Raw genomic sequence first — 22,122 nt, 5'->3', positions numbered from 1 at the left:
GAGATCAGATGCTGGAACTGACCGCCAGCCTGCCGATGTATAATCTTCCCGAGATGGCGGGCAGAAACGCCGCTTTCTGGGAAGCGCTGTCGAAAGAAATGCGGGCCCAGAAGCTGGCCTCCATTCCGCCCGATCTTGTGTTCTCGCGTCCCGCTGTTCCGGATGCCATTGGCTCGGAGGTCCTGTTTTCCCAGACCTGCGGTTATCCATTGCAGACCATCTATAGCGGTCAGTTCGCCTTTCTCGGCGTTCCGACTTACGACTTTCCGGGCTGCGGTCCTTCGACCCATCGGGCCTATGTCATCGTAGGCAAGGAATCCCCCTATCGAACCATCGAAGATCTGCGCGGCGCCAGGTTCGCGCTCAACAGCATCCACTCAAATTCAGGGATGAACCTCCCAAGGCTATTGTTGGCCCGGCATGGCATCAAGGCGCCCTTCTTCGGAACGGTCGCGGTGACGCGCTCGCATACCGAGAGTATCAGGCAAGTCCAAGTGGGCGATCTGGATGCAGCCTCGATCGATTGCGTGACCTTTGGTTTCTTCAAGGAGCTGTCTCCGGAGAAGGTGAGCGCTATTCGCGTGCTCGCCGAAACGCCGGAGAGTCCGGCCATTCCGTTCGTAACCTCGATCGCGACGCCGTCCGATCAGCTTGAAAAGCTGCGCGATGCCTTGTTTCGCGTGGCGAACGATCCCGTCTACCGGCCGGTGCTTGACGGCCTCCACATCAAGACAATCACCGCTGTCGATCCGGCGGAATACGGACGGGTCGTCGCATACGAGCGCGAGGCCGCCGAACGGGGATACGCCGAGCTGAAATAAGAGAAGGTCCTGAGTGGGACGGTGTCCGCCGGGGATCGGTTCCCGTAGCTCCCATCCGGTGGATTGGATTTTCCGAGGATGAACCTCCAAAGAACGTTTTGGACGTGCTCTTTTCCCGGGAGCATCGTGAGCAGCCGCCTGCTTCCTGGAGGGACCCCGTCTTGGCAAATCAAGAGGCCGAAGCAAAAGCGAAGAGTGTCTGGCGACGCATCTTCGAGGACTACATCAAATACCTGCCGCCCTGCGACTGAGACCGGTCAGATGGACGAGGTCGATCGAACCGATGCGAAGACGGGTGTGGGATCGATGTTTTCGTCGGCGGTCGATGAGCGCGTCGCCGCAGCCGTAGTCTGCCGTCCATAGCGACCCGAATTGTCGTTACGGCGTGCGGGCGACCACCGGATCGGCCGTGTTTAGGAGGGACCTAAGCACTGGGACGAGAAATCATAATTTCCCGCCGCCGTGTTTGCTCCTAAGTGGACTTCGTAGCCGTCTGTTGTACGCGCGTCTCGTTCGAACGAGCCGGAAGTGGAAACGGTCATGCCGATAGAAGAAGTGGACACGGTTGTCGTCGGAGCAGGTCAGGCCGGATTGGCCATGAGCGAGCATCTGAGCGCCGCCGGCATCGCTCACGTTGTTCTGGAAAGGCATCGGATCGCCGAAAGGTGGCGGACAGCGCGATGGGACTCGCTGGTCGCAAATGGCCCCGCTTGGCACGACAGATTTCCCGGGATGGAATTTCCGGGTCATCGAGATTCGTTTCCGTCCAAGGAGGTAGTGGCGGACTATTTTGCCGCCTACGCCGAAATGATTGTCGCCCCGGTGCGGTGCGGCGTGGAGGTCACATCCGTTAGCCGCCTCGAGGGTCGGGCAGGTTTCCGCGTCGAAACGTCTACGGGGATATTCGAAGCCAACAACGTTGTTGCAGCAACCGGCCCTTTTCAGATTCCCCTGATCCCCGATGTCATACCCAAGGGCGCGCGCGTCACCCAGATCCACTCAAACGACTATCGCAACCCAGCGCAATTGCCGAACGGAGGTGTGCTGGTCGTCGGCGCGGGATCATCCGGTGGGCAGATCGCTGACGAGCTTCTTCGTGCCGGCAGAGCCGTCTATCTTTCGGTCGGTCCGCACGAGCGGCCGCCGCGATCCTACCGCGGGTATGATTTTTGCTGGTGGCTGGGCGTGCTTGGAAAGTGGGACATCGAGACAAAGACGCGTGGCAAGGAGCACGTCACGATTTCCGTGAGCGGCGCCCGCGGTGGTTACACAGTTGACTTCAGGCGGCTTGCTGAAGAAGGAATGATGCTAGTAGGCTCGACCGAGTCTTACAGCAACAGCAAAGTGACTTTCGCCAATGATCTCCGGGAGAACGTCGCCATGGGAGATCAATCGCTCGTCTCCCTGCTGGACGAGGCGGACGACTACGTCAAACGCACCGGCCTCGAACTTCCCGAAGAGCCCGAGGCTCGTATCATGCCACCGGATCCGGAATGTCTGACCAATCCGCTGCGTGAGCTCGATTTGCGTGCGGCGGGGGTCAATACAGTCATTTGGGCCACGGGCTATTCGTCGGATTACTCCTGGCTTAAGGTCGACGCTTTCGACCCGGCAGGCAAGCCGAGGCATCAACGAGGCGTATCGCGCGAGCCTGGAATTTTCTTCCTGGGGTTGCCGTGGCAGTCGCGCAGAGGGTCAGCGTTCATCTGGGGAGTCTGGCACGACGCGAAGTACCTGGCGGATCGGATTTCCACACAGCGGCGCTATCGCGACTATCACAACGAAAGGGCCGGGGAGATCGATCGCGGCAAAGCTGCGGCAGCGTCCCGGAAATCAAACCCGGTGATTGCGGAATAGGGAATAAAAGGAAGAGCTGAGTGGCACATCATCGAATCCGGAAGTTCAACACCAAGGACACCTATCCGGAGCAAAAGCTGGACAACGATCTCTGTCAGGCGGTCGTCACCTCGGGCGGAAAGATCGTGTGGCTGCGCGGGCAGTGCCCGCAGAATCTGGACGACGCCGTAAACATCGCGAGCCATGATCCCGTGGAGCAGACCCACAAGGTCATGCAGAACATCAGGCAGCTGATCGAGGAAGCCGGCGGCACGATGGAGCATCTGGTCAAGGTCGTGGTCTATCTGACAGACGTGCGGCATCGTGAGGCGGTGTATCGAACCATGGGCGAATACATCAAGGACGTCTATCCGGTATCGACTGGCCTGGTCGTTCAGGCGCTGGCTCGACCCGAATGGCTGGTCGAAATCGACGCCACCGCTGTGATCCCGGAGTGACCGAATGACGCGCTTCATGAACATGGATCGCAGACAATTTGCCTTCGCAACGTTCGCGCTCGCCGCATCCGCGCGCTGGCCAGCTAACGCAGCGGCCAGGGACACCGTGCGCATGGGCCAAGCCACGACGACGTTGGGTTTTCTCCCGGTATGGGCCGCGCGTGCCTACGATACGTTCGCAGCGGAGCAGGTTGAGTTGAACTGGGCAGCCATCAACGGGGGAGATCCCGCCTGCCTGGCCGCGCTCGACAGCGGAGACATCGACATTGCGGCAACGGGTAGCGATTCAGTTCTCGAGGCGGTCGCCAAGGGACAGCCCTACCAGATCATCTATTCGCTGATGTCGAAGATTTCGCTCAATTTGACCGTGTCCGAAGCGATGATCAAGCGGACCGGCATCTCCAGGAGCATGCCGATCAAGGAGCGCATCGCTTGTCTCAAGGGCGCTACGATAGGGGTCGCCGTGGTCGGAGGCGCTCAGGACCGGACCGTTCGCTGGCTGGCGACGCGTGGCGGCCTCGATGGACGAAAGGATGTCCAGGTCGTCCAGATCGGTTCAGCCGCGGCACTCGGCGCGGCCCTGGAGAACGGACGCATCGATGCATTCATGCTGTCGCCGCCCGAAGGGCCATTGGCGGAGGCGGCAGGATACGGCCGGACCGTCATCGAGCCCGATACCGATATTGCGGGCTGGAAGGGGATGCCAAGCCTCGTGCTCGTTGGCCGCTCCGACGCAAACGAGACCGCGCAGAAGAAGATCGTCGCGACGCTACGGGCGATGAATTCCGCCAACCATGCTGTGCTCTCCGATCTGGAGGGGAGCGCCGACAAGATAGGAGGAAAATTCTTCCCGAAGCTGCCTCAGCCCGTGATGCGCGTCAGCATCAAGACTCTTGCAGACGGAATCCGCGACGACGGGTTGCTCAACGATGAGCGCGCCAAGCTGTTGTCCCAATTCGTCGAAGACTCCGGACGAACCCCGCCGGCGCCGGGCTCTTTCTGGACCAACAAATACGTCGAACTCGCCAAGACTACCAAATAGGGGGCAGCCGCCATGGCTCGTGTCGATTTCCGCTATCTCGATCGGCAGCAGGTGCGCTCGCTTTTGCCTCCGATCAAAGTCCTGCTCTCGCTGATCGAACAGGGCCTGTCCGCGCACGGACGGCGGGATGTTGTCCTGCCTCCGAAGGCCCACATCCAGCTGGATGACCGCTACAACGGCCATTTCAACATTCTCGTGGGCTGGGCAGGCCCAAATGATACGGCCGGCGTCAAGGTCATCGGCGACTACGTCGATAACTACAAACATGGGCTTCCTTCTGAGGTCGCCATGCTCACATTGTACAATCCCAGAACTGGCGTACCGCGGGCCTTGATGGACGCGACGGATTTAACGACGGAGCGAACCGGTGCGGTCACGGGTATCGGAGCAAAATATCTCGCCCCCAAGGGAGCGAAGATCATCGGCCATGTCGGCGCGCGGGGCACTGCATTTGCGAATATCGCGATTCTCGCCAAATTGTTCGAGATCGCCGAAGTCCGCATCACCAGCAAGAGGCCCGAAACGCGCGAGGCCCTGGCGCAACGCGTTCGGGAGGAATGCGGCATCAAGGCCGCAGCCGTCGCCACCGCCGAAGAAGCCTGCCGGGGCGCCGATATCGTCGTGGAGGCGACCCGCCTGGAGAAGCCCGAGATCCTGATCCGCGACGAGTGGCTGACGCCGCACTGCCTTCTGATTTGCTATGGCTGGAAAATGGCCGTCGATCCGGACACGGTTAAGACAGCCTCGAAGGTCATCGTCGACGATTGGGAGCAGTGCTGCAAGGGCGGCCAGTTGCATCCGATGATCGAGAGCGGCGAACTCACGCGCGCCAAGCTATACGCCGAGATTGGCGAGGTGACGTGTGGCTCAAAGGCGGGGCGTGCCGATCCTGACGGTCGCATCGTGTTCTGGCATCGCGGCTTCGCCATCAGCGACGTCATGCTGGGCGCGCACATTCTGGACTCGGCCGCTTCAAAGAACATCGGCACCGTCTTGAACCTGTTTGACCTTCCGGATGAGTAAGACGGTGAACGAAGCCCTCGCGCCACAGACGACACGTGAAATGAGCGGCGCAGACGCGGTTGTCGACGCGCTGCTCAAACATGGGTTGAAGTCGCTCTACTGTCTTCCTGGCATCCAGAACGACGCCTTGTTTGTTTCCTTGTTCGATCGCCGAAACGAAATCCAGGCCGTGCATACCCGACATGAGCAGGGCGCCGCCTATATGGCGCTGGGCGCGGCACTGGCGACCGGCAAGCCTGCGGCCTATGCCGTGGTTCCAGGCCCGGGCGTGCTCAATACCGCAGCCGCGCTCGGGACGGCTTACAGCGCCGGCGCGAAGGTACTCTGCCTGTCGGGTCAGATCCCAAGGCATGCGATCGGCAAGGGACTTGGCTATCTGCACGAACTGCCCGACCAGTTGGGCATCCTTGAACGGTTGACGAAGTGGGCCATGCGGACAAGGGCGCCTGAGGATGTGCCGGCTGACTTTGCAGAGGCCTTTGCAGCGGTGCGATCGGGCCGTCCTCGTCCCGTCGCCATCGAAGTGCCCATGGACGTTTTGTCCCGAAGAGCCGAAATCAAGGCCGCATTCGTGCGCGAGCCGGACGTCCAGCCGGTGCCTGAGGACGACTCAATCGCAAGAGCGGCCTCCCTGCTGTCCCGTGCCGAGCGCCCTTTGATCTTTGTCGGGGGCGGGGCCCAGGACGCCGGTCTGCCGTTGAGGCAACTTGCGGAAAAGCTCGGTGCGCCCGTTGTGGCTCATCGCATGGGGAAGGGCGTGTTGGACGACAGGCATCCGCTCAGTCTTAATCTTACCGCCGGCCACGCCCTCTGGAAGGCCTGCGACGTCGTCCTTGCAGTTGGAACAAGGATGCATTTGCCACTGACACAGTGGGGATCTGACGGAGAGCTGCGGGTCATCAAGGTGGATGTCGACCGAGTAGAGATGTCACGCGGTCGCCAGCCCGACGTGGCCTTGTGTGGCGAGGCTCTTGATGTCCTGCAGCGTCTCAATGACCAGATACGAAAGCCCGTCGGGGATCGCGATAACCGGGTCGCATCGAGCCGTGCCTTGAAGGCCGAGATTGCGGGTAAGCTCGATCTTCTGCGTCCGCAGTTGGACTATTTGCGCGCGATCCGAGATGTGCTCCCGGACAATGGCATTCTCGTCGACGAGTCGACACAGGTCGGCTATGTCTCGCGCATCGCTTATGAAACGCGGTTGCCCCGGACATATCTCTCCTCCGGGCATGCGGGAACCCTAGGCTGGGGATTTCCAACAGCGCTCGGCGCGCAACACGCGTTACCGGATACCCCGGTCGTGTCGATTACCGGCGACGGCGGCTTCATGTTCAACGTGCAGGAGCTTGCTACAGCGGCCCATCACAAGATTCCTCTCGTGACGGTGCTTTTCAACGATGGCGCATTCGGGAACGTCCAGCGTATGCAGCGTGAGCTCTACGGACAGCGCGTCATCGCAACAGACCTGACCAACCCGGATTTCGTGCGGATGGCGGATAGCTTTGGCATCGACGCCATGCGCGCTGAAGGGCCGCAGGCCTTGAGGGGGGCTCTGGCAAGAGCCATCGAGGCTCGTCGTCCCTCCCTGATTGAAGTGCCATGCCGTCAAATGCCGGAACCTTGGCCGTTCCTTCAATTGCCGCGGGTTCGCGGGCGGAGCGCGGTATGACGATCTCGATAAGTGGACGCTGTAATCGGACGGGTCAGCTTGGAATCGCGATCGCGTCGTCCAGTATGAGCGTGGCGGCGCGATGCGCATATGCCCGCGCCGGCGCCGGCGTTTGCGCCACCCAGAATATCACCGATCCGCGCTTGGGGCCACGTGCTCTTGCCTTGATGGAGCTGGGGCTGGACGCCGATGCGATCCTTGCCGGGATTCGCGCAAACACGGAACACATCGAATTCCGCCAACTCGGGGTTCTCGACCATTCCGGGCGGACCGCATGCTATTCCGGACTCCATAGTCTAGGCATTTTCGCAAGTGCGCACGGCCAGAACGTGATTGCGCTCGGTAACCTCCTCGCGAACGCTGAAGTGCCAAAGCGCATGATGTCGGCATTCAACGAGAACGCAGATGCCGAACTCGGCGATCGGCTGATCACTGCCATGCAAGCGGGCCTGGCAGCTGGCGGCGAGGCCGGCCCAATGCTTTCAGCGGGCATGATGATTGTTGATCGCGTTCCCTGGCCGATCACAGATATCCGGGTCGACCTACATGATGAGCCAATCACCCGACTGTCGGAGCTATGGAAGGCCTGGAGGCCGCAAATGGATGACTATGTAACTCGGGCCCTGAAACCGTCCGCGGCGCTAAAGTTTGGCGTTCCTGGAGATTTGTAAACTCGTTCGGGCGGGATTCGTCTGCCGTATCTCTGAGCCCCGACGAGTTGCTCTGCTATCATTCCGCGTCGTCCGTGCCCAATATTCCGTCACGTCGCTCCGAAAGTCGGAGATAAACTCAGAATCCGCGGGGAGGCGGCCAGCGCAAAGGCCCCTGACGAGTCTTGAATGGAGCAGGTTCGTTCGCGACCAGCTTTGCGGGCCCGATAGTAAATCGAGGAGGATGACGTCTTCCCGATTGCCCATCTGATTGTGACCCGTGCGACGTCTGAAGAATGGATTACGATGAAAATGATCGAAGCAGCAAGCGCAAGCGTTCTCCGATTCAGTGCGATTCAACAGAGCTTTGCGAGTCCGACCGGAGATGCGCCAAACGTGGTCATCAGCGATGTCGGCTTCGAAGTGAAGCGGGGTAAGTTCGTCAGTGTTATCGGGCCGAGTGGCTGTGGGAAGAGCACTCTCATCCAAATGGCCGCAGGGCTTCTCAAGCCGTCGGTCGGCATGGTCTTCCACCATGATCGGGAGATCACTAGCGTGAATCGCACCATCGGCTTCGTGCCACAACAGGCACAGTTGTTGCCGTGGAAGACGATGATCGAAAACATCGAATTTCCGTTATTGCTGCGCGGCATGGCTCTATCCGAGCGCCGCGCGAAGGCCATGGAGGCTATTAAGCGAGTGGACCTCGCCGGCTTTGAATCGCACTACCCATATCAATTGTCGGGCGGTATGCAGAAGCGCGCGTCCATCGCACGCATGCTGGTCTACAAGCCGGATACAATCTTGATGGATGAGCCGTTCGGTGCGTTGGACGCGCAAACGCGCATGGTCATGCAACATGATTTGCAGACAATGCTGGCTACCGAAGGTGCAAGCGTGCTCTTCGTCACGCATGACATCACCGAGGCGGTCTTGTTGTCGGACAGCGTTGTCGTGCTAAGTCGCAGGCCCGCGCGTGTCATCGCCGAAATTCCCATCGATTTGCCACGACCTCGCGACATGTTCGAACCTTACGCGACCCCCGGCTTTGCCGAAGCGTACGATCGGGTGTGGTCCGTATTTCGAAGCGAACTCAACATCAGGCGTGCAGCATGAGCGACCAGATGACACTGACTTCACTCCGCGCGCCATCGCCGAAACAAATCTGGGCGCCCTTACGTCGGGCGCTTTTGTTGGCAACTCCAGGCGTCGTGTTGCTCTGCTTCTGGCAATTTGCGTCCGGACGATTGATACGCGAGACGTATGTCAGCAAGCCGACGGAAATCGCATGGCGACTTATCGATCTGTTCTACACCGGTGAGATCTGGCCAAGCCTCCGTGTGACAGGGGAGGAATTGGTTCTATCTTATGCAATCGGCGTCCTGCTCGGGCTGTTGCTGGGATATGCGCTCGGGCGTTCTCCGCGCCTGGCCTCAATCTTCGAACCCTACGTGATGGCATTCTACGGAATCCCGAAAATCGCCTTGGCGCCATTGTTCGTCATCTGGTTCGGTATCGGCATTTGGTCGAAGGTGATGCTGGCCGGCACAATGGTATTCTTTCTCGTCTTCTATAATGTCTTCGCCGGCGTCCGATCGGTCGACCGGGATGTCGTTAACTTGGCCCTGGTTTTGGGCGCAAATGAACGTCAGCTGGGTCGACAGATATATCTACCTGCTGCGGCGCCGTTTCTGCTGCTGGGGATGCGCATGGCAATACCTTATGCTGTCATCGGCGTGATCGTGGGAGAGTTTACCTCGTCAACCGCAGGGCTCGGTCTGTTTATCAACTATGCGTCTTCGACTTACGATCCGGCCGGCGTATTCGCAGGCATTTTTATCCTCTTGGCTTTCGTGATGGGGATGAATGCGTTGGCCAATCGCCTTGAGCGCAAGCTCCTGAAATGGCAGCCAACCTCCCAGAGGATTGCCTCCGAGCCAAACTAGGCCGTGCGTGCAGCATGCTCCGATCTTTTCGGACTGGTCGGCTCCAACGGGCTCGAACGGTCACTACGGGCGAATAGGGGCATAGTCCTGGACCCACTCCAACAGACGATCGTCGGCCACATTCCGTTGTGCTGTAAATTGGAAGAGACCGCCTCATGGATCCAATCTATCTCACTTATCTGAATCGCCAGGACATCGAGGCGCTGAAACTGTCCGATCAAGAGGTTCTGGACGCGATTGAGTCGGGTCTCGCGAGACAAGGCCGCGGGGAGGCGGTTATTGAGCCGCGTGTTCATCTCGAACCAAAGTTGGCTGACGGCCATTTCAACGTTCTTCGAGGCGTTCTCGGCACCGCCAACAACGCCGCAGGCGTGAAGATTGTTGGTGACTTCGTCGATAACTACAAGTTTGGAATGCCGTCGGAATTCGGAGTCCTTCTGCTGTTCGACCCGCGCAACGGTGTGCCGAGAGCCATCATGGACGCGAGCGGCATAACGGACATGCGGACGGGAGCTGTGACGGCAATAGGCGCCAAATATCTAGCTCGGAAGAATTCGAAGGTACTGGGGCACATCGGGGCGCGAGGCACCGCGTACTGGAATGTCCGCCTATTGGACCACCTCTTCGCCTTCGATGAAATTCGCGTCCATTCAAGGCGACCGGAGAGCCGGAATGGGTTTGCGGAGCGATTGAGTCGAGACCTCGGAAAAAAGGTGATTGCGACCGAAAATTGGCGGGCTTGCGTCGAAGGGGCAGATATCGTCGTTGAAGCGTCGCGCCTTGTCGAACCTGAACCGATGCTCCTTACGAGCTGGATTAAGAGCGGAGCCTTCGTCGTTCCCTATGGGACCATGAGCGCGGTCGAACTGTCTCTGACCGATATCATGAGCAAGCTCGTGGTTGACGATTGGGGCCAGTGCAAGTCCGGAAAGTTTGGAAGTCTTCGGGCGCATGTTGAGGCCGGAAAGCTGTCCGAAGAATCACTCTACGCCGAACTCGGCCAGATTGTCGCCGGGCTGAAACCTGGTCGGGAAAGCGAAAACGAGACCATCTTGCTATGGCACCGCGGCCTCTCCCTGAGCGATATCGCGCTCGGGCATGCGATGCTGAAGAAGGGAGAGCTTCTTGGTATCGGGCAACGCCTGAGATACGCTTAGCCGCGGAAATCGAAGGCAAGTTCTCGGATCCGGACGCGGGATAGCGGGCATATCAACGGCCCTTTGGAGCAGCATCCCGTAGCGTTGCGCTCGTGGCAGAATTTGTTCGCCTTCAAACACATGTGGGCCGAGCATCAGCTCGGCTGGTGCCACGATGCCCCAGCTTCCCCCGCCGAGGCGCGCAAATCCATTTTTTACCGTCGGCCGCAGCAAAAAATTCTAAGGGCAAGATCACAAAAGCGGCGGGTTAGCAGTCGCATTATTTTGTAGCAGCAACGGAGCGGGTAAATGACGACCTACTTAAGCCGAAGAGGATTTTGCGTCGCTATGCGTGCCCAGCACCGAGCCGACGATTCGGCTTCTGGGCAGGATCATGGGGGCGCGAGACTCGTGCGGAGGAGATCATCGCGTTTCGCCGCCAAGCCATGGCTGCGGTTGCCGACGTCCCTGCCGCCAAACAACCGAAACGTCCGAATGTGTTCGTCGAGCGGATCGGCGGCTACTCGCAGAATTGCTGCCTGTCTTTCGGCGCGGAGAATTTCGGCAAATATGTCGAACTCGCCGGCGGTCATAATACCGGCAGCGATATCATTCCTTCGACCTTTGGGCAGATCAGCCCCGAACAGGTCATTGACTCCGAACGTCGCATCCTCCTTTTGCCATTGGAGGAGCGCGCCGACGTCGTCGAAGCAGCCGGCGATCTTGTCAAGCGCGGATGGCCAGAGTGACGGGTTGGGTGCTGTGTCGTAGATCGCTTCGACGGCGGCGAGAAGACGGTCGGTGGCAGCGGGCATGGGGTCCGATGGGTCGCAGAGAACTCATTCAGATTACATGAGATTTGCCGCCCAACAACGAGGGTCAGCCCGGATTCATCGGGACTTTGCCCCGTACTTCTACGGAAGATGTCACTCAACAGCGGCGGCTGGAGCAGCAGGAGTCGCTGGGCGTGATCTCCATTCCAGAGTGAAGGTTGCCAAAGAGACCTGTTTGGGTCATGCGGCCCCACTGGGTAAGCCGGCAATTTACGGTCCAATGGTGTTACGACTTCCCAGGTCTGGATTTGATGTGCGCTTCGCAGCCGGTGCGCGGTGTTGCTGGAAGCAGGCAAATCTCTTGCAATAGCCATCAGGCAAGCACCACGCTGAGGTTCAGAGCACCCATCCCCCGGACACTTCGATACGCTGAGCGTTGATCCAACGATGGGAGGGTGACAGCAGCGCCGCGATTACAGGCCCGATATCGTCGGGCACCCCGGCGCGCCCCAGCGCTGTCTGCGATGCGATGAAAGCATTCACCTCAGGGATGTCGCGCAGCGCCCCTCCGCCGAAATCTGTTTCGATTCCGCCGGGCGCGACGACATTCACGGCGATTCTGCGGTCCCCAAGCTCCTTCGCGAGATAGCGCGTGAGTACCTCGATCGCACCCTTCAGAGCCCCATAGACGGCAAAGCCCGGCAGAGCGACCCGCGCAAGGCCGCTCGACAAGTTCACGATGCGGCCGCCATCGGCGATGATCGGCAGGAGCTTTTGCGTCAGGAAGAACACGCCCTTGAAGTGGACGTTGACAAGGCGATCAAAGAGCTCTTCCGACGTCGTCGCGAAGGGAGCATCCAACCCGATGCCCGCATTGTTGACGAGAGCGTGGATGTTCTCGTGTCCGAGCTGAGCGAGCTCGCGGCGCAAAGCGGCGGCGAAGGCGTCGAAAGAGCCAACGTCAGTGGTGTCCAATCGCAAAGCGACCGCCTTGCGGCCGAGCCCTTCAATCTGGCTCGCGACCTCGGCCGCTGCATCTCCGTTGCTATGATACGTGATGACGACGTCGAAGCCGGTTCTTGCAGCTGATATCGCCGTGTTGCGGCCGAGACCACGGCCGCCACCGGTCACGAGAATGATGTTGGGTCTTGAGTCTTGACTGGACATGATGGTTTTCCTGCGGGACGAGAGAAGGACGTCAGACGAGGGTCTGAAGCATGCTGAGGCTGTAAGGGATCAAAGGCGTGCCGTTTCGGACACGGTGCGGCCAATCGGGGTTGGCGATCAGCGCTCTTCCCACCGCCACAAGGTCGAAGTCTCCGCGTTCCAGCCCTGCGAGCAGCGGGACGAGATTGTTTTCGGGCAAGCTGCCCTCGCCACGCATCATCTCGGCCATCGAGTTGTTGAGCGTGATCGAGCCGACGGTGATCGTCGGCTTTCCCGTCAGCCGCTTCGTCCAGGTCGCGAGATTTGCCTCCGTGCCGAACTCACCTTCCCAATATCGACGCTGCGACAGATGGAATGCGTCGACACCGGCGCTTGCGAGGGGGCGAACGATGGCAGCCCATTCGCCCGGGCTGGCCGCGAGCCGCGCGCCATAATCCTGTTGCTTCCAGGTCGACAGCCGCAGCACCACCGGGAAGTCCGGCCCGACATTCGCGCGGATCTCCTGAATGACCTCAGCCGCGAAGCGGGTTCGGCGGCCGATGTCGCCGCCATACGCGTCCTCGCGCAGGTTGGTTTGATCCCAGAGAAACTGATCGATGAGGTAGCCATGCGCGCCGTGAATTTCGACGCCGTCAAAGCCCAACGCCTTTGCGGTGCGCGCTGCTGCGCCGTAGGCCTCGATCGCGCCGCGAATGTCGTCAGGGGTTGCCGGCCGCCCGACCCGTTCGAGAGGCAGACCGTTCCCTCCGATGATGCCGGAAGGGCTGAAGCAGTCGTCGCCGCCGGGACCACCGTCATAGAGACGCCCCACCCCGTCGACCTGCGGCTTGCGCACCAGCCCGACGTGCCAGAGCTGTGCGAAGATCCGCGCTCCGGCGTCGTGCACGTGCTCAACCACCCGCCGCCATCCGTCGAGAGCGTCATCGCCGTAGATGCGGGGGGCGTTTTCATCGTGTCCCGCGCTGGCGTGAGGAATGAACGTGCCTTCAGTAATGATGAGGCCGACGCCGCCCTCGGCTCGCCGCCGATAGTAGCGGGCGACATTCTCACCCGGCACGCCTCCGGGCGACATGGCGCGGGTCATCGGGGCCATTGCGATGCGGTTGCGCAGTTCGAGACCACCGATCCGGGTGGGCTTAAACAGGATGTCGAGAGGGTCGGAGAGACTCGTTTGGACGGCGGACACGCTGTGCTCCTGGAGGGCGCGGGTCTGAGAGACCCACCCTTCTAAAATGCATCGATACATGATACATTTAAAACTCAAAATGCAAGCATGTCAGATACATTATCACAGGAATGTGTGCGCTTGCGTGGTTGTGGCGAGGTAAGCTAATGATAGATCTACGTTTTTCGACCGCTCTCCAGATGGTGCTGAGCGTAGCGCTCGCGGATCAAGATGGCTTTCGGTGCACGAGTCGGACTTTGGCGGAGGGGCTTGGCACAAACGCGAGCTTCATTCGCAAATTGCTTATCCCGTTGACTCGCGAGGGCATGCTCGTGGCGGCGATCGGCAAGGGCGGCGGTCTTCACCTCGGCCGGGCGGCCGAGCAGATCACATTGCGGGACCTTTATCTTGCAGTGATGGAGGACAAGAGGCTCCTCGTCGGCCGGGAGGATGTCGCGCCTCGATGCAGGATCAGCGCTAATATCAGTGAGTTTTTTGCGGAGGTCGCCACCGACGCTGAGACTGCCATGTTAGACGCTCTCGGCCGTCGAAACATCGCCGATAGTCTTGCCGAGCTTCTGCGTCTCGACGCCAGCCGAATGAAGCAAGTGAGGAAAACGGCGAACGCCGCCGAATAGCCGTCTCGGCGCTCCGACCCGAAGGCGACGCTCCGCATCAGGCGGGCGAGCGCCATGCGATGGAATGGGAGGCGATCTGTTTCAACGTCTGTATGGCGGCGGTTTTGCTCATCTTCGCGCCGGCAAAATCTCCCCAGCGAGATGTCCAGTTGTAGCAGGTGAATTCCAGCATCGAACACAAAGCGGATGCCGCGTAATGTGGGTCGATCGTCGGGCAGTAGCCGAGCTTCCTGGCTTTGCCGATAATGTGCGCGATGGCGCCGATGCCTTGTTGGCGGAGATCATGCCAGCGTTTCGCGAAGGCTTCATCGACCATCGACATCTGGAGTGCCGAATTTACGATCGGCCAGTCTTCCATATAGAGCTGCCAGAAGATGCCAAGCTTTTCCTCGAAGTTTTCGATTGGATCCTGATTCGGTCGCAGCGGCAGATGGATCTGTTGAAGCAGCTTCTGTCGAAATTCCTCGGTGAGTTCCAGCAGCAACTCGTCCTTTGACTTGTAGTAGCGATAGAATACGCCGATCGACCGCTGCGCTTCTTTCATGATTTCGGCAATCGTCGAATTCAGGAAGCCATCCCTGGCAAAGATCACACGCGCGGCGGCCTTGATTTGAAGTCTGGTGCGGTCGCCCTTCTTCGCGGGCACGTCGTTGCTGGCCCGCGACCCGGCCCCAATGGGCTGCGCGGTCTTCGCCAGCGGCAGTTCGCTTTGCCGGGGCAGGCGAGTCTTTTTTAAAGCCCCTGCTGCTTCCTTGATGGCTGGCTTCACCGCGAACTGTCCTGATCTGATGAAAACGGGATGGCGAGCTTGTGCCATATTTTGTCGCTCATCCAAAATACTTCCCTCATTGTCATGGCTTCCGGCACAGGGTGACTTGGCGCGCTGGTTCGGGTTGCGGTTGCGATGGCAGCGCCGCGTTGGGGGCAGTGAACCGCAAAAATTCACAAAAGTGAAGATGATTTCACTTTCACTTCCGGAAGAGGCATGTTAGCCATGGCCAAAATCAAGAGACCATTCAGAGGAGACGTGATGCAGCCATCGACGGCAAAGTCGCCCAGTCGCCTTCCTTGCTGGAAGACGCGTACCCGCCAACGGCATGCGGCGCGGGCGATGTCCGTTCCGGCTTCGGCGAGGCTTGCATGTCGCTGACCTCGACCGTTCGGCGCGCCGCCCAGATCAACGCGCGGGGCCCCGCGGTGGTTGACGGCGCCGTCCGCACGTCATGGAGTGCGTTTGCCGATCGCGTTTCCCGCGTTGCGGGAGGGCTCGCTGCCCTCGGATTGCAGCCCGGTGAGCGAGTCGCAATTCTCGCCGTCAACCATGCGAGTTTTCTGGAACTGCAATACGCGGTTCTATGGGCGGGTGGCGTTCTCGTTCCGGTGAACTACCGGCTCTCCTCAAACGAGATCTCCTATATTGTCGGTGCCGCTTCTGCCTGCACGATTGTCGCCGACCCGCAATTCGAGCGTGTTGTCCGTGATGTCGCAGACAGCGTACCGGCGTTGCGGCGTGTCATCTGGTTCTCCGGCCCGGAAGCGCGTGGCGACTCGTCCTATGACTGGCTCGCGGCCCAGAAGGCAATCGAGGATCGGTCGGAGAGTAGGGCGGATGACACAGCCGGCATCTATTTTACCGGTGGAACCACCGGGCGTCCCAAGGGTGTCGTTCTCTCGCAGTTGAATTTTCTCAGCCAGGCTGCCGCGATGCAGAGCTCGCTGGAGCTACGCTCGGACAGTGTCTATTTGCACGCCACACCGCTGTTTCATCTGGCGGATTGCGGCATCGGTCACGCCGTCACGTTCGCTGCGGCAGCTCACAGTTTTCTTGCGCAGTTTGAGGCCGGCGCCTGCTTGCGGAAAATCCGCCAGGACGGCGTGACGGAAATCAATCTTGTTCCGACCATGCTCGCGACCTTGCTTGATGTCGCCGAAGGCGAGTCGCGCGATGTGGCGGCTGCACTGGCTGCGGTACGAACGGTGGCCTATGGCGGCGCGCCGATCCCGGCGCCATTGCTGGATCGGCTGCTCTCACGGCTGCCAAACGCGAAATTTCGACAATTCTACGGAATGACGGAGACCTGCGGCGCGTGCGCGTCGCTGCCGCCAGAATTCCACGTGAGGGGCGTTGACGCAAGCCGGCTGCGATCCGTCGGTCAGGCGATGCCATTCGCCGAGATCAGGATCGTCGCGCCCGACGGCACTGAGCGTCCGCGCGGCGAGGCGGGCGAGGTGGCCATCCGGGGGCTCCAGACCATGCGTGGCTATTGGAACGATCCCGACGCGACCTCGCGCGCGTTGCGAGGTGGCTGGCTTCACAGCGGCGACGTCGGGGTGATGGACGCGGACGGCTTCGTGACCATCGTCGAACGGCTCAAGGACATGATCATATCGGGTGGCGAAAATATCTATTCGGCTGAAGTCGAGAACGTCATCGCGGCGCATCCGTCGGTGACCGCGTGCGCCGTGATCGGGCTTTCGGACCAGCGCTGGGGCGAACGGGTTCACGCCGTGGTCGTGCGCCGGTCCGATGTCGAGAGTGCCGAGCTGCAACGCGACCTCGAGGCGCGCTGTCGCGATCTGATCGCCGGCTACAAATGCCCGAAAAGCTGGGACATTCGGGCTGAGCCGCTGCCGCTCAGCAGCCTCGGCAAGGTCGACAAAGCCAAATTGCGCGAGGAGGCAGCAAGCTATGCCGGCTAAATTGGACGTCCGTGCGCATCGCGGCACGGAGGCCATTATTTTCGATGCCGTCCGGACCCCCCGCGGCAAAGGCAAGAAAGACGGTGCGCTGCATCATCTGTCGCCGCTGCATCTGATGGCGGCGACCTTGCGCGCGCTGGAGAGCCGAAACGGCCTCGATACTTCGCAGCTCGAGGACGTCATTCTCGGCTGTGCCGAAGGTGTCCATGACCAAGGCGCCAATATCGCGCGCTCAGCGGTGCTCGCCGCTGGCTTCAGTGAGAGAGTCCCGGGAACGACGGTTGCGCGATTCTGCGGCTCCGGTCTGGAAGCGGTCAATATCGCCGCGGCGAAAGTACTGGCAGGGCAGGTCGATCTGGTCATCGCCGGCGGCATCGAAATGATGTCGCTGGTGCCGATGCTGGGGACCGGTGGCCCGATGGCCAGCGACATCTTCTTCAACGACGCGTCCTGGCTGACGCCGCAGGGCGTATCGGCCGATCTGATCGCAACCCTTCACGGCTATTCGCGCGCCGACGTCGATGCATTCGCCGCCGAGTCGCATCGTCGCGCGCATGTTGCGAGCTCGAGCGGCTGGTTCGATCGTTCGATCGTGCCTGTCGCCGACCAGAACGGCGACATCGCCTTGACGCATGACGAACTGATCCGGCCGGACACGACTGTCGAGCGGCTGGCGCAGCTGCGTCCGTCGTTTGCTGGATTTGGAAAGGCGGGCTTCGAGACCACCGTCAAGCATCGCTATCCGGAGGTCGATCGCCTCGATTATGTTCACCACGCCGGCAACTCCTCCGGCATCGCCGACGGCGCCGCCGCCATGCTGATCGGATCCGCTGCCGCCGGGGAAAAACTCGGCCTGAAACCGCGCGCCCGCATTCGCGCCATGTCTCAGATCGGCATCGACCCCTGCATCATGCTGACGGCACCGGCGGAAGCGAGCCAGCGCTGCCTCGATCGTGCCGGCCTCACCTTCGCGGACGTCGATCTGTTCGAGGTCAACGAGGCCTTCGCGTCGGTCGTGCTCTATTTCATGGAGGCGACGGGCGCCGCGCACGGCCAGGTGAATCCGGTCGGCGGCGCCATCGCGCTCGGCCACCCTATCGGAGCGACGGGATCGATCCTGATCGGCACGCTGGCAGATGAGCTCCACCGTCAAGACAAGCAGTTCGGCATCGCGACGATGTGCACGGGCCTTGGCATGGGCGTCGCAACTCTGATCGAGCGGATGTGAAAGACCAGGCGATGATTCAGACAGCTTTCGAGCCAGAGACCGGCATCTCCGTCATCACCTGGGATGCGCCGAATTCTCCGGTGAACATCAAGAACCGCGCAGCGATCGCGGCCTTTGTTGCTGCTGTTGCGGAAGCGATCGGGAATGCCTCGGTCAAGGGCGTGATCATCACGTCGGCGAAGAGGGATTTTATATCCGGCGGTGATCTCGACGAACTTCGGCAGGCGCAAACTCCAGCCGAAGCGGCGGCCCTGGTCAGTGAGATCGGGCGGTGCCTTCGCCGCATTGAGACCAGCGGCAAGCCTTTCGTCGCCGCTCTGAACGGCGCCGCGATGGGTGGCGGACTGGAAGTTGCCCTGGCTTGCCACCGTCGCATCGCGGTTGACGATCCGACGCTGCGGCTTGCATTTCCGGAGGTCACGCTCGGCCTGATCCCCGGAGCGGGCGGAACGCAGCGGTTGCCCCGCCTGATCGGGATCGCACGCGCGATGCCGCTACTGATGGAGGGGCGTCCGGTCGATGTCCACGAGGCGCTCAAGATCGGCCTGATCGATGAACTCGTCGATCGGACGGCGCTCATGGATGCGGCGCGGCGCTGGATCGCGTCGGCGCCGGAGGCGGTCCAGCCGTGGGATCGAAAGCACTACGCGCTTCCCGGCTTTCATCCGCAGTCGCCGGAAGGCCGCAACTTCTTCTCCGCGGCCTGGCCCGCACTGCGCCGCAAGACATTGGTGGCGGATGCGGCACCTGGCGCGATCCTCCAGGTCCTGCATCATGGGCTCGAGCGCGGCATCGATGCCGGACTGCGGATCGAAGCCACGCATTTCGCTGCCGTGGCATCGTCACGCTCGGCCAAGAACAAGATCCGCACGCAGTATTATGCGGCCAACGCCGCGCGCAATCTCAAGGCGCGTCCCAAGGATGTCGCGAAGTTCGAACCCGTCCGGGCGGGCGTGATCGGCGCCGGCCTGATGGGCAACGGCATCGCCTATTGCCTGGCGCGAGCCGGCGTCGCGGTGACGCTGGTGGATGTTTCCGAAGAGCGGCTCGGGAAAGCGCGCGATCAACTGCACCGGAACGGACTCAAGGCGGTCGAGCGCGGCGCGTTGTCACAGGCCAAGCTCGACCAGCTGATGTCGTTGATCGGAACCACGACGGATGTTGCCGGTCTGGTAGGTTGCGATTCCGTGTTCGAGGCGGTCGTCGAAATCGAATCCGTCAAGCGTGATGTGATCAGCCGGGCGGCTGCGGTGCTTCCGGCCGATGCGCTGATCGCCACCAACACGTCAACGCTGCCGATCTCCAATCTCGCAGGCGCCTCGTCAAGTCCCGGCAATTTGATCGGCATGCACTTCTTCGCACCTGTCGATAGGATGCCGCTGCTTGAGGTCATCCGTGGCCCGCAAACCACTGATGCAACGCTGGCGCGCGCGCTCGACGTTGCCAGGCTCATGGGAAAAACCCCCATCATCGTTCGCGATGGCCGCGGATTTTTCACCAGCCGTGTGGTGGCATCCTACACGCGCGAGGCTCTGCTTCTGCTGTCCGAGGGCGTGCCCCCGCAGGTCGTGGACAATGCTGCACTGGCCGCAGGCATGCCGATCGGGCCGTTGGCGATGGCCGACCAGACCTCGCTCGACCTGCTCTATGACATTCTCGGCAGCGTCGCTGGTCCGGACCGGGAGTTGGATCACCACGCACGCTCGCTCGAAGTGCTCAATCGTCTCAGCGGTCGGCTGGGACGACCGGGCCGCAAGGCATCGGCGGGAATCTATGATTACGGCTCCGACGGCAGCCGTGTCGTCTGGTCTGGCCTGTCCGCGGAATACCCGGCGAAAAAGACAGGATCGGACGTGCAGGAAATTCAGCGCCGCCTTTTGCATATCCAGGCGATCGAAACCATACGCGCGATGGAGGACGGCATCATCGCGAATGCATCCGATGCCGATCTCGGCTCGGTGCTCGGCTGGGCGTTCCCGGCTCATCACGGCGGAGTGCTGTCGTATGTCGACGGCATCGGGGCCGGGCCGTTCGCAAAGGAATGCGAAGCTCTGGCGGAAACGTGCGGCGACAGGTTCGTTCCGCCGTCTCGCCTGCTTGCCATGGCCGGCAGCAAGGAGCGCTTCCATGACCTCTGACAACACGGCGGCGACCGGCCTCACAAAGGCTGATCTCTCGGCCATTCTGGCGGATGCGTTCGCGCCCTGGGTTCAGGATCTCAACCTTTCGGTCGACGACATCGGCAGTGACGGAATCACGATGCGTCTGCCCGCGGATGCCAGGCTCTCGCGTATCGGCGGCATTGTATCCGGTCAGGCTATGACGGCCATGGCCGACACAACGATGGTGCTGGCGCTGGCTACCCATTTCGGCGGCTTCCGCCCTGTCGCGACGGTGGATATCGCGATGTCGTTCATGCGCGCAATCAAGTCGAGTGATGTCTTATGCCAGGCGCGGGTGCGCCGTGCGGGACGTTCGCTCGCCTTTGTCCATGCGGAACTGCGCGGCGCCGAGGACACGCAGGTCGCTGCCGTCGCCAACGGGACATTCGCTATCCCTGACACCGCCGCGCGACACGAAATTGACCGTCAACCGCCCTCGATGCAGACCCGGAGCGGGATATGAGCAGTCTACGTGTTGCGGTGATCGGAGGGGGCATCGGTGGGTGCTCGGCAGCGCTGGCGTTGCAGCGTGCCGGCTGCATTGTCGATGTCTACGAGCAGGTGCCGGTGAAGGGCGAGGTTGGCGCCGGCATCCAGATTTCGCCAAATGCGAGCCGGCTGCTCAACGTCTATGGCCTGGCTCAGCAGCTCGAGGCGATTGCCGTCAGGCCCTCGATGACCGAAGCCCGGCGCTGGGATGATGGCCGTATCCTGTCCCGGGAGCAGCTTGGTCCGGCAATGGAGCGCGACTTCGGTGCACCCTATTATCATGTTCACCGCGCAGATCTGCTCAACATCATCAGCGGCGCGATCCCGCAGCACTGTTTGCATATGGGACGGCGATGTATCGGCCTCGTGCAGCACGATGATCGCGTCGAGGTGATGTTCGAGGGTGGTTCTACAGTCGAGGCCGACGTGGTGGTCGGGGCGGACGGGATTCATTCCGCGGTCCGGCGCGAGCTGTTCGGCGCAGAACAACCCAGGTTCTCCGGCAATGTCGCCTATCGCGGCGTCGTTCCGGTCGAACGCATCGCAGATCTCGGTATCGAGCGGAAATCCACCAACTGGATGGGCCCCGGCGGCCACTTCGTCCACTATTTCGTGTCGGATGGGCGCTGCCTGAACTTCGTCGCGGTGGTCGAGCAGGCGGCCTGGCAACGCGAATCCTGGAACGATCGCGGCGATGTGGCTGAAGCGCTGCAGTATTACGAGGGCTGGCATCCGCAGCTTCACGCAATCCTGCGTGCCGTCGACGATATCTACAAATGGGCCTTGTTCGATCGCGATCCGCTTCCGTCATGGACGCTGGGGCGCGTGACGTTGCTCGGCGATGCCTGCCATCCGATGCTTCCTTACATGGCGCAGGGCGCAGCCCAGGCGATCGAAGACGGCGCTGTGCTGGCAGCCTGTCTCGGCTCTGTGCCGGACCTCAGTGTCGAGGATGCATTGAAGCGCTACGAGGCCATCCGTAAGCCGCGCGCATCCGAAATCCAGGCGCTTGCGCGGCGCAATGCCCAGACCTTCCATCTGCATGACGGGCCAGAACAACAGGCGCGAGACGGCCGGATGGCCGCACACGCCGGCGGTCGCGACGTGGCCGCGGTCAGCCCGGCGCGCAGCATGATCTTTGCCTACGACGCCATGCAGGAGCAGGTCGGCCCGGCCGCCGGGGATGTCACACCGAAGCGAATGGACCTCTGGACATGAT

19 protein-coding genes and 1 pseudogene are annotated in these 22,122 nt (G+C 61.2%); 17 read left to right on the top strand and 3 right to left on the bottom strand.

Annotated elements, in window-relative coordinates; translation table 11 throughout:
• Positions 1–8 precede the first annotated feature (8 nt).
• The 11 genes and pseudogenes from V1280_RS21520 to V1280_RS21470 all read left to right on the top strand — a co-directional run.
• Positions 9–821, top strand: a complete 813-nt coding sequence (locus V1280_RS21520; protein WP_334528481.1) for a phosphate/phosphite/phosphonate ABC transporter substrate-binding protein — start codon at positions 9–11, stop codon at positions 819–821.
• Between the two features lie 540 nt (positions 822–1,361).
• Positions 1,362–2,678, top strand: a complete 1,317-nt coding sequence (locus V1280_RS21515; RefSeq protein WP_334528478.1) for a flavin-containing monooxygenase — start codon at positions 1,362–1,364, stop codon at positions 2,676–2,678.
• Between the two features lie 20 nt (positions 2,679–2,698).
• Positions 2,699–3,115, top strand: a complete 417-nt coding sequence (locus tag V1280_RS21510; RefSeq protein ID WP_148771033.1) for a RidA family protein — start codon at positions 2,699–2,701, stop codon at positions 3,113–3,115.
• Between the two features lie 4 nt (positions 3,116–3,119).
• Positions 3,120–4,157 (top strand): ABC transporter substrate-binding protein, encoded by a 1,038-nt coding sequence (locus V1280_RS21505; RefSeq protein WP_334528474.1) that lies wholly within the window; start codon positions 3,120–3,122, stop codon positions 4,155–4,157.
• Between the two features lie 12 nt (positions 4,158–4,169).
• Positions 4,170–5,180, top strand: coding sequence for an ornithine cyclodeaminase family protein (locus V1280_RS21500; RefSeq protein ID WP_334528472.1), 1,011 nt, complete (start codon positions 4,170–4,172; stop codon positions 5,178–5,180).
• A gap of 4 nt (positions 5,181–5,184) precedes the next feature.
• Positions 5,185–6,849, top strand: coding sequence for a thiamine pyrophosphate-dependent enzyme (locus tag V1280_RS21495; protein ID WP_334528470.1), 1,665 nt, complete (start codon positions 5,185–5,187; stop codon positions 6,847–6,849).
• A complete protein-coding gene (locus V1280_RS21490) occupies positions 6,846–7,520 on the top strand; it encodes a DUF1028 domain-containing protein (protein WP_334528468.1) in 675 nt (224 codons plus the stop codon). Before V1280_RS21495 ends, V1280_RS21490 begins: the two co-directional genes overlap by 4 nt.
• Before the next feature lie 285 nt (positions 7,521–7,805).
• Positions 7,806–8,615 carry an ABC transporter ATP-binding protein gene (locus tag V1280_RS21485; RefSeq protein ID WP_334528465.1) on the top strand — a complete coding sequence of 270 codons (810 nt, stop codon included), beginning with the start codon at positions 7,806–7,808 and terminating at the stop codon, positions 8,613–8,615.
• Positions 8,612–9,445 carry an ABC transporter permease gene (locus V1280_RS21480; protein WP_334528462.1) on the top strand — a complete coding sequence of 278 codons (834 nt, stop codon included), beginning with the start codon at positions 8,612–8,614 and terminating at the stop codon, positions 9,443–9,445. Before V1280_RS21485 ends, V1280_RS21480 begins: the two co-directional genes overlap by 4 nt.
• Before the next feature lie 155 nt (positions 9,446–9,600).
• Positions 9,601–10,602, top strand: a complete 1,002-nt coding sequence (locus tag V1280_RS21475; RefSeq protein WP_334528459.1) for an ornithine cyclodeaminase family protein — start codon at positions 9,601–9,603, stop codon at positions 10,600–10,602.
• Positions 10,603–10,939: 337 nt separating this feature from the next.
• Positions 10,940–11,234, top strand: a pseudogene (locus tag V1280_RS21470) (ABC transporter substrate-binding protein); the annotation flags it as partial.
• A gap of 516 nt (positions 11,235–11,750) precedes the next feature.
• Here V1280_RS21470 and V1280_RS21465 read toward each other — a convergent pair.
• Positions 11,751–12,521 carry an SDR family NAD(P)-dependent oxidoreductase gene (locus V1280_RS21465; protein WP_334528456.1) on the bottom strand — a complete coding sequence of 257 codons (771 nt, stop codon included), beginning with the start codon at positions 12,519–12,521 and terminating at the stop codon, positions 11,751–11,753.
• 31 nt (positions 12,522–12,552) lie between these two features.
• Positions 12,553–13,767, bottom strand: a complete 1,215-nt coding sequence (locus tag V1280_RS21460; RefSeq protein ID WP_334528454.1) for an NADH:flavin oxidoreductase — start codon at positions 13,765–13,767, stop codon at positions 12,553–12,555.
• 50 nt (positions 13,768–13,817) lie between these two features.
• Between V1280_RS21460 and V1280_RS21455 the strand changes: the two genes are divergently transcribed.
• Positions 13,818–14,324, top strand: coding sequence for an Rrf2 family transcriptional regulator (locus V1280_RS21455; RefSeq protein WP_334528452.1), 507 nt, complete (start codon positions 13,818–13,820; stop codon positions 14,322–14,324).
• A gap of 37 nt (positions 14,325–14,361) precedes the next feature.
• Here the strand turns inward: V1280_RS21455 and V1280_RS21450 are convergent, their stop codons facing one another.
• Entirely contained in the window at positions 14,362–15,093 is a 732-nt protein-coding gene (locus V1280_RS21450; RefSeq protein WP_334528450.1) for a TetR/AcrR family transcriptional regulator, read from the bottom strand.
• A gap of 371 nt (positions 15,094–15,464) precedes the next feature.
• Here V1280_RS21450 and V1280_RS21445 point away from each other — a divergent pair, with 371 nt between their 5' ends.
• From V1280_RS21445 to V1280_RS21425, 5 genes are read left to right on the top strand one after another with little or no spacing between them, the layout of a single operon-like run.
• Positions 15,465–17,024 carry an AMP-binding protein gene (locus tag V1280_RS21445; RefSeq protein WP_334528448.1) on the top strand — a complete coding sequence of 520 codons (1,560 nt, stop codon included), beginning with the start codon at positions 15,465–15,467 and terminating at the stop codon, positions 17,022–17,024.
• Positions 17,014–18,252, top strand: a complete 1,239-nt coding sequence (locus V1280_RS21440; protein ID WP_334528445.1) for an acetyl-CoA C-acetyltransferase — start codon at positions 17,014–17,016, stop codon at positions 18,250–18,252. Before V1280_RS21445 ends, V1280_RS21440 begins: the two co-directional genes overlap by 11 nt.
• A gap of 11 nt (positions 18,253–18,263) precedes the next feature.
• Complete coding sequence (locus V1280_RS21435) at positions 18,264–20,390, top strand: 3-hydroxyacyl-CoA dehydrogenase NAD-binding domain-containing protein (protein ID WP_334528442.1); 2,127 nt, start codon at positions 18,264–18,266, stop codon at positions 20,388–20,390.
• Positions 20,380–20,877, top strand: a complete 498-nt coding sequence (locus V1280_RS21430) for a PaaI family thioesterase (RefSeq protein WP_334528439.1) — start codon at positions 20,380–20,382, stop codon at positions 20,875–20,877. Before V1280_RS21435 ends, V1280_RS21430 begins: the two co-directional genes overlap by 11 nt.
• Positions 20,874–22,121 (top strand): FAD-dependent monooxygenase, encoded by a 1,248-nt coding sequence (locus tag V1280_RS21425; protein WP_334528436.1) that lies wholly within the window; start codon positions 20,874–20,876, stop codon positions 22,119–22,121. Before V1280_RS21430 ends, V1280_RS21425 begins: the two co-directional genes overlap by 4 nt.
• Position 22,122: the final 1 nt, after the last annotated feature.

Source organism: Bradyrhizobium sp. AZCC 2230 (assembly GCF_036924495.1).
In the GTDB taxonomy this organism is placed as follows: domain Bacteria; phylum Pseudomonadota; class Alphaproteobacteria; order Rhizobiales; family Xanthobacteraceae; genus Bradyrhizobium; species Bradyrhizobium rifense.
Note: the sequence above shows the minus strand (reverse complement) of the source record. Positions and strands in the feature narration are given on the sequence as shown.

Coding starts and splice junctions, on each gene's coding strand:
- V1280_RS21520 (WP_334528481.1), top strand. CDS start 9: ATGCTGGAACTGACCGCCAGCCTGCCGATGTATAATCTTCCCGAGATG.
- V1280_RS21465 (WP_334528456.1), bottom strand. CDS start 12,521: ATGTCCAGTCAAGACTCAAGACCCAACATCATTCTCGTGACCGGTGGC.
- V1280_RS21455 (WP_334528452.1), top strand. CDS start 13,818: ATGTGTGCGCTTGCGTGGTTGTGGCGAGGTAAGCTAATGATAGATCTA.
- V1280_RS21430 (WP_334528439.1), top strand. CDS start 20,380: ATGACCTCTGACAACACGGCGGCGACCGGCCTCACAAAGGCTGATCTC.
- V1280_RS21490 (WP_334528468.1), top strand. CDS start 6,846: ATGACGATCTCGATAAGTGGACGCTGTAATCGGACGGGTCAGCTTGGA.
- V1280_RS21485 (WP_334528465.1), top strand. CDS start 7,806: ATGAAAATGATCGAAGCAGCAAGCGCAAGCGTTCTCCGATTCAGTGCG.
- V1280_RS21500 (WP_334528472.1), top strand. CDS start 4,170: ATGGCTCGTGTCGATTTCCGCTATCTCGATCGGCAGCAGGTGCGCTCG.
- V1280_RS21475 (WP_334528459.1), top strand. CDS start 9,601: ATGGATCCAATCTATCTCACTTATCTGAATCGCCAGGACATCGAGGCG.
- V1280_RS21425 (WP_334528436.1), top strand. CDS start 20,874: ATGAGCAGTCTACGTGTTGCGGTGATCGGAGGGGGCATCGGTGGGTGC.
- V1280_RS21505 (WP_334528474.1), top strand. CDS start 3,120: ATGACGCGCTTCATGAACATGGATCGCAGACAATTTGCCTTCGCAACG.
- V1280_RS21435 (WP_334528442.1), top strand. CDS start 18,264: ATGATTCAGACAGCTTTCGAGCCAGAGACCGGCATCTCCGTCATCACC.
- V1280_RS21445 (WP_334528448.1), top strand. CDS start 15,465: ATGTCGCTGACCTCGACCGTTCGGCGCGCCGCCCAGATCAACGCGCGG.
- V1280_RS21515 (WP_334528478.1), top strand. CDS start 1,362: ATGCCGATAGAAGAAGTGGACACGGTTGTCGTCGGAGCAGGTCAGGCC.
- V1280_RS21440 (WP_334528445.1), top strand. CDS start 17,014: ATGCCGGCTAAATTGGACGTCCGTGCGCATCGCGGCACGGAGGCCATT.
- V1280_RS21460 (WP_334528454.1), bottom strand. CDS start 13,767: ATGTATCGATGCATTTTAGAAGGGTGGGTCTCTCAGACCCGCGCCCTC.
- V1280_RS21480 (WP_334528462.1), top strand. CDS start 8,612: ATGAGCGACCAGATGACACTGACTTCACTCCGCGCGCCATCGCCGAAA.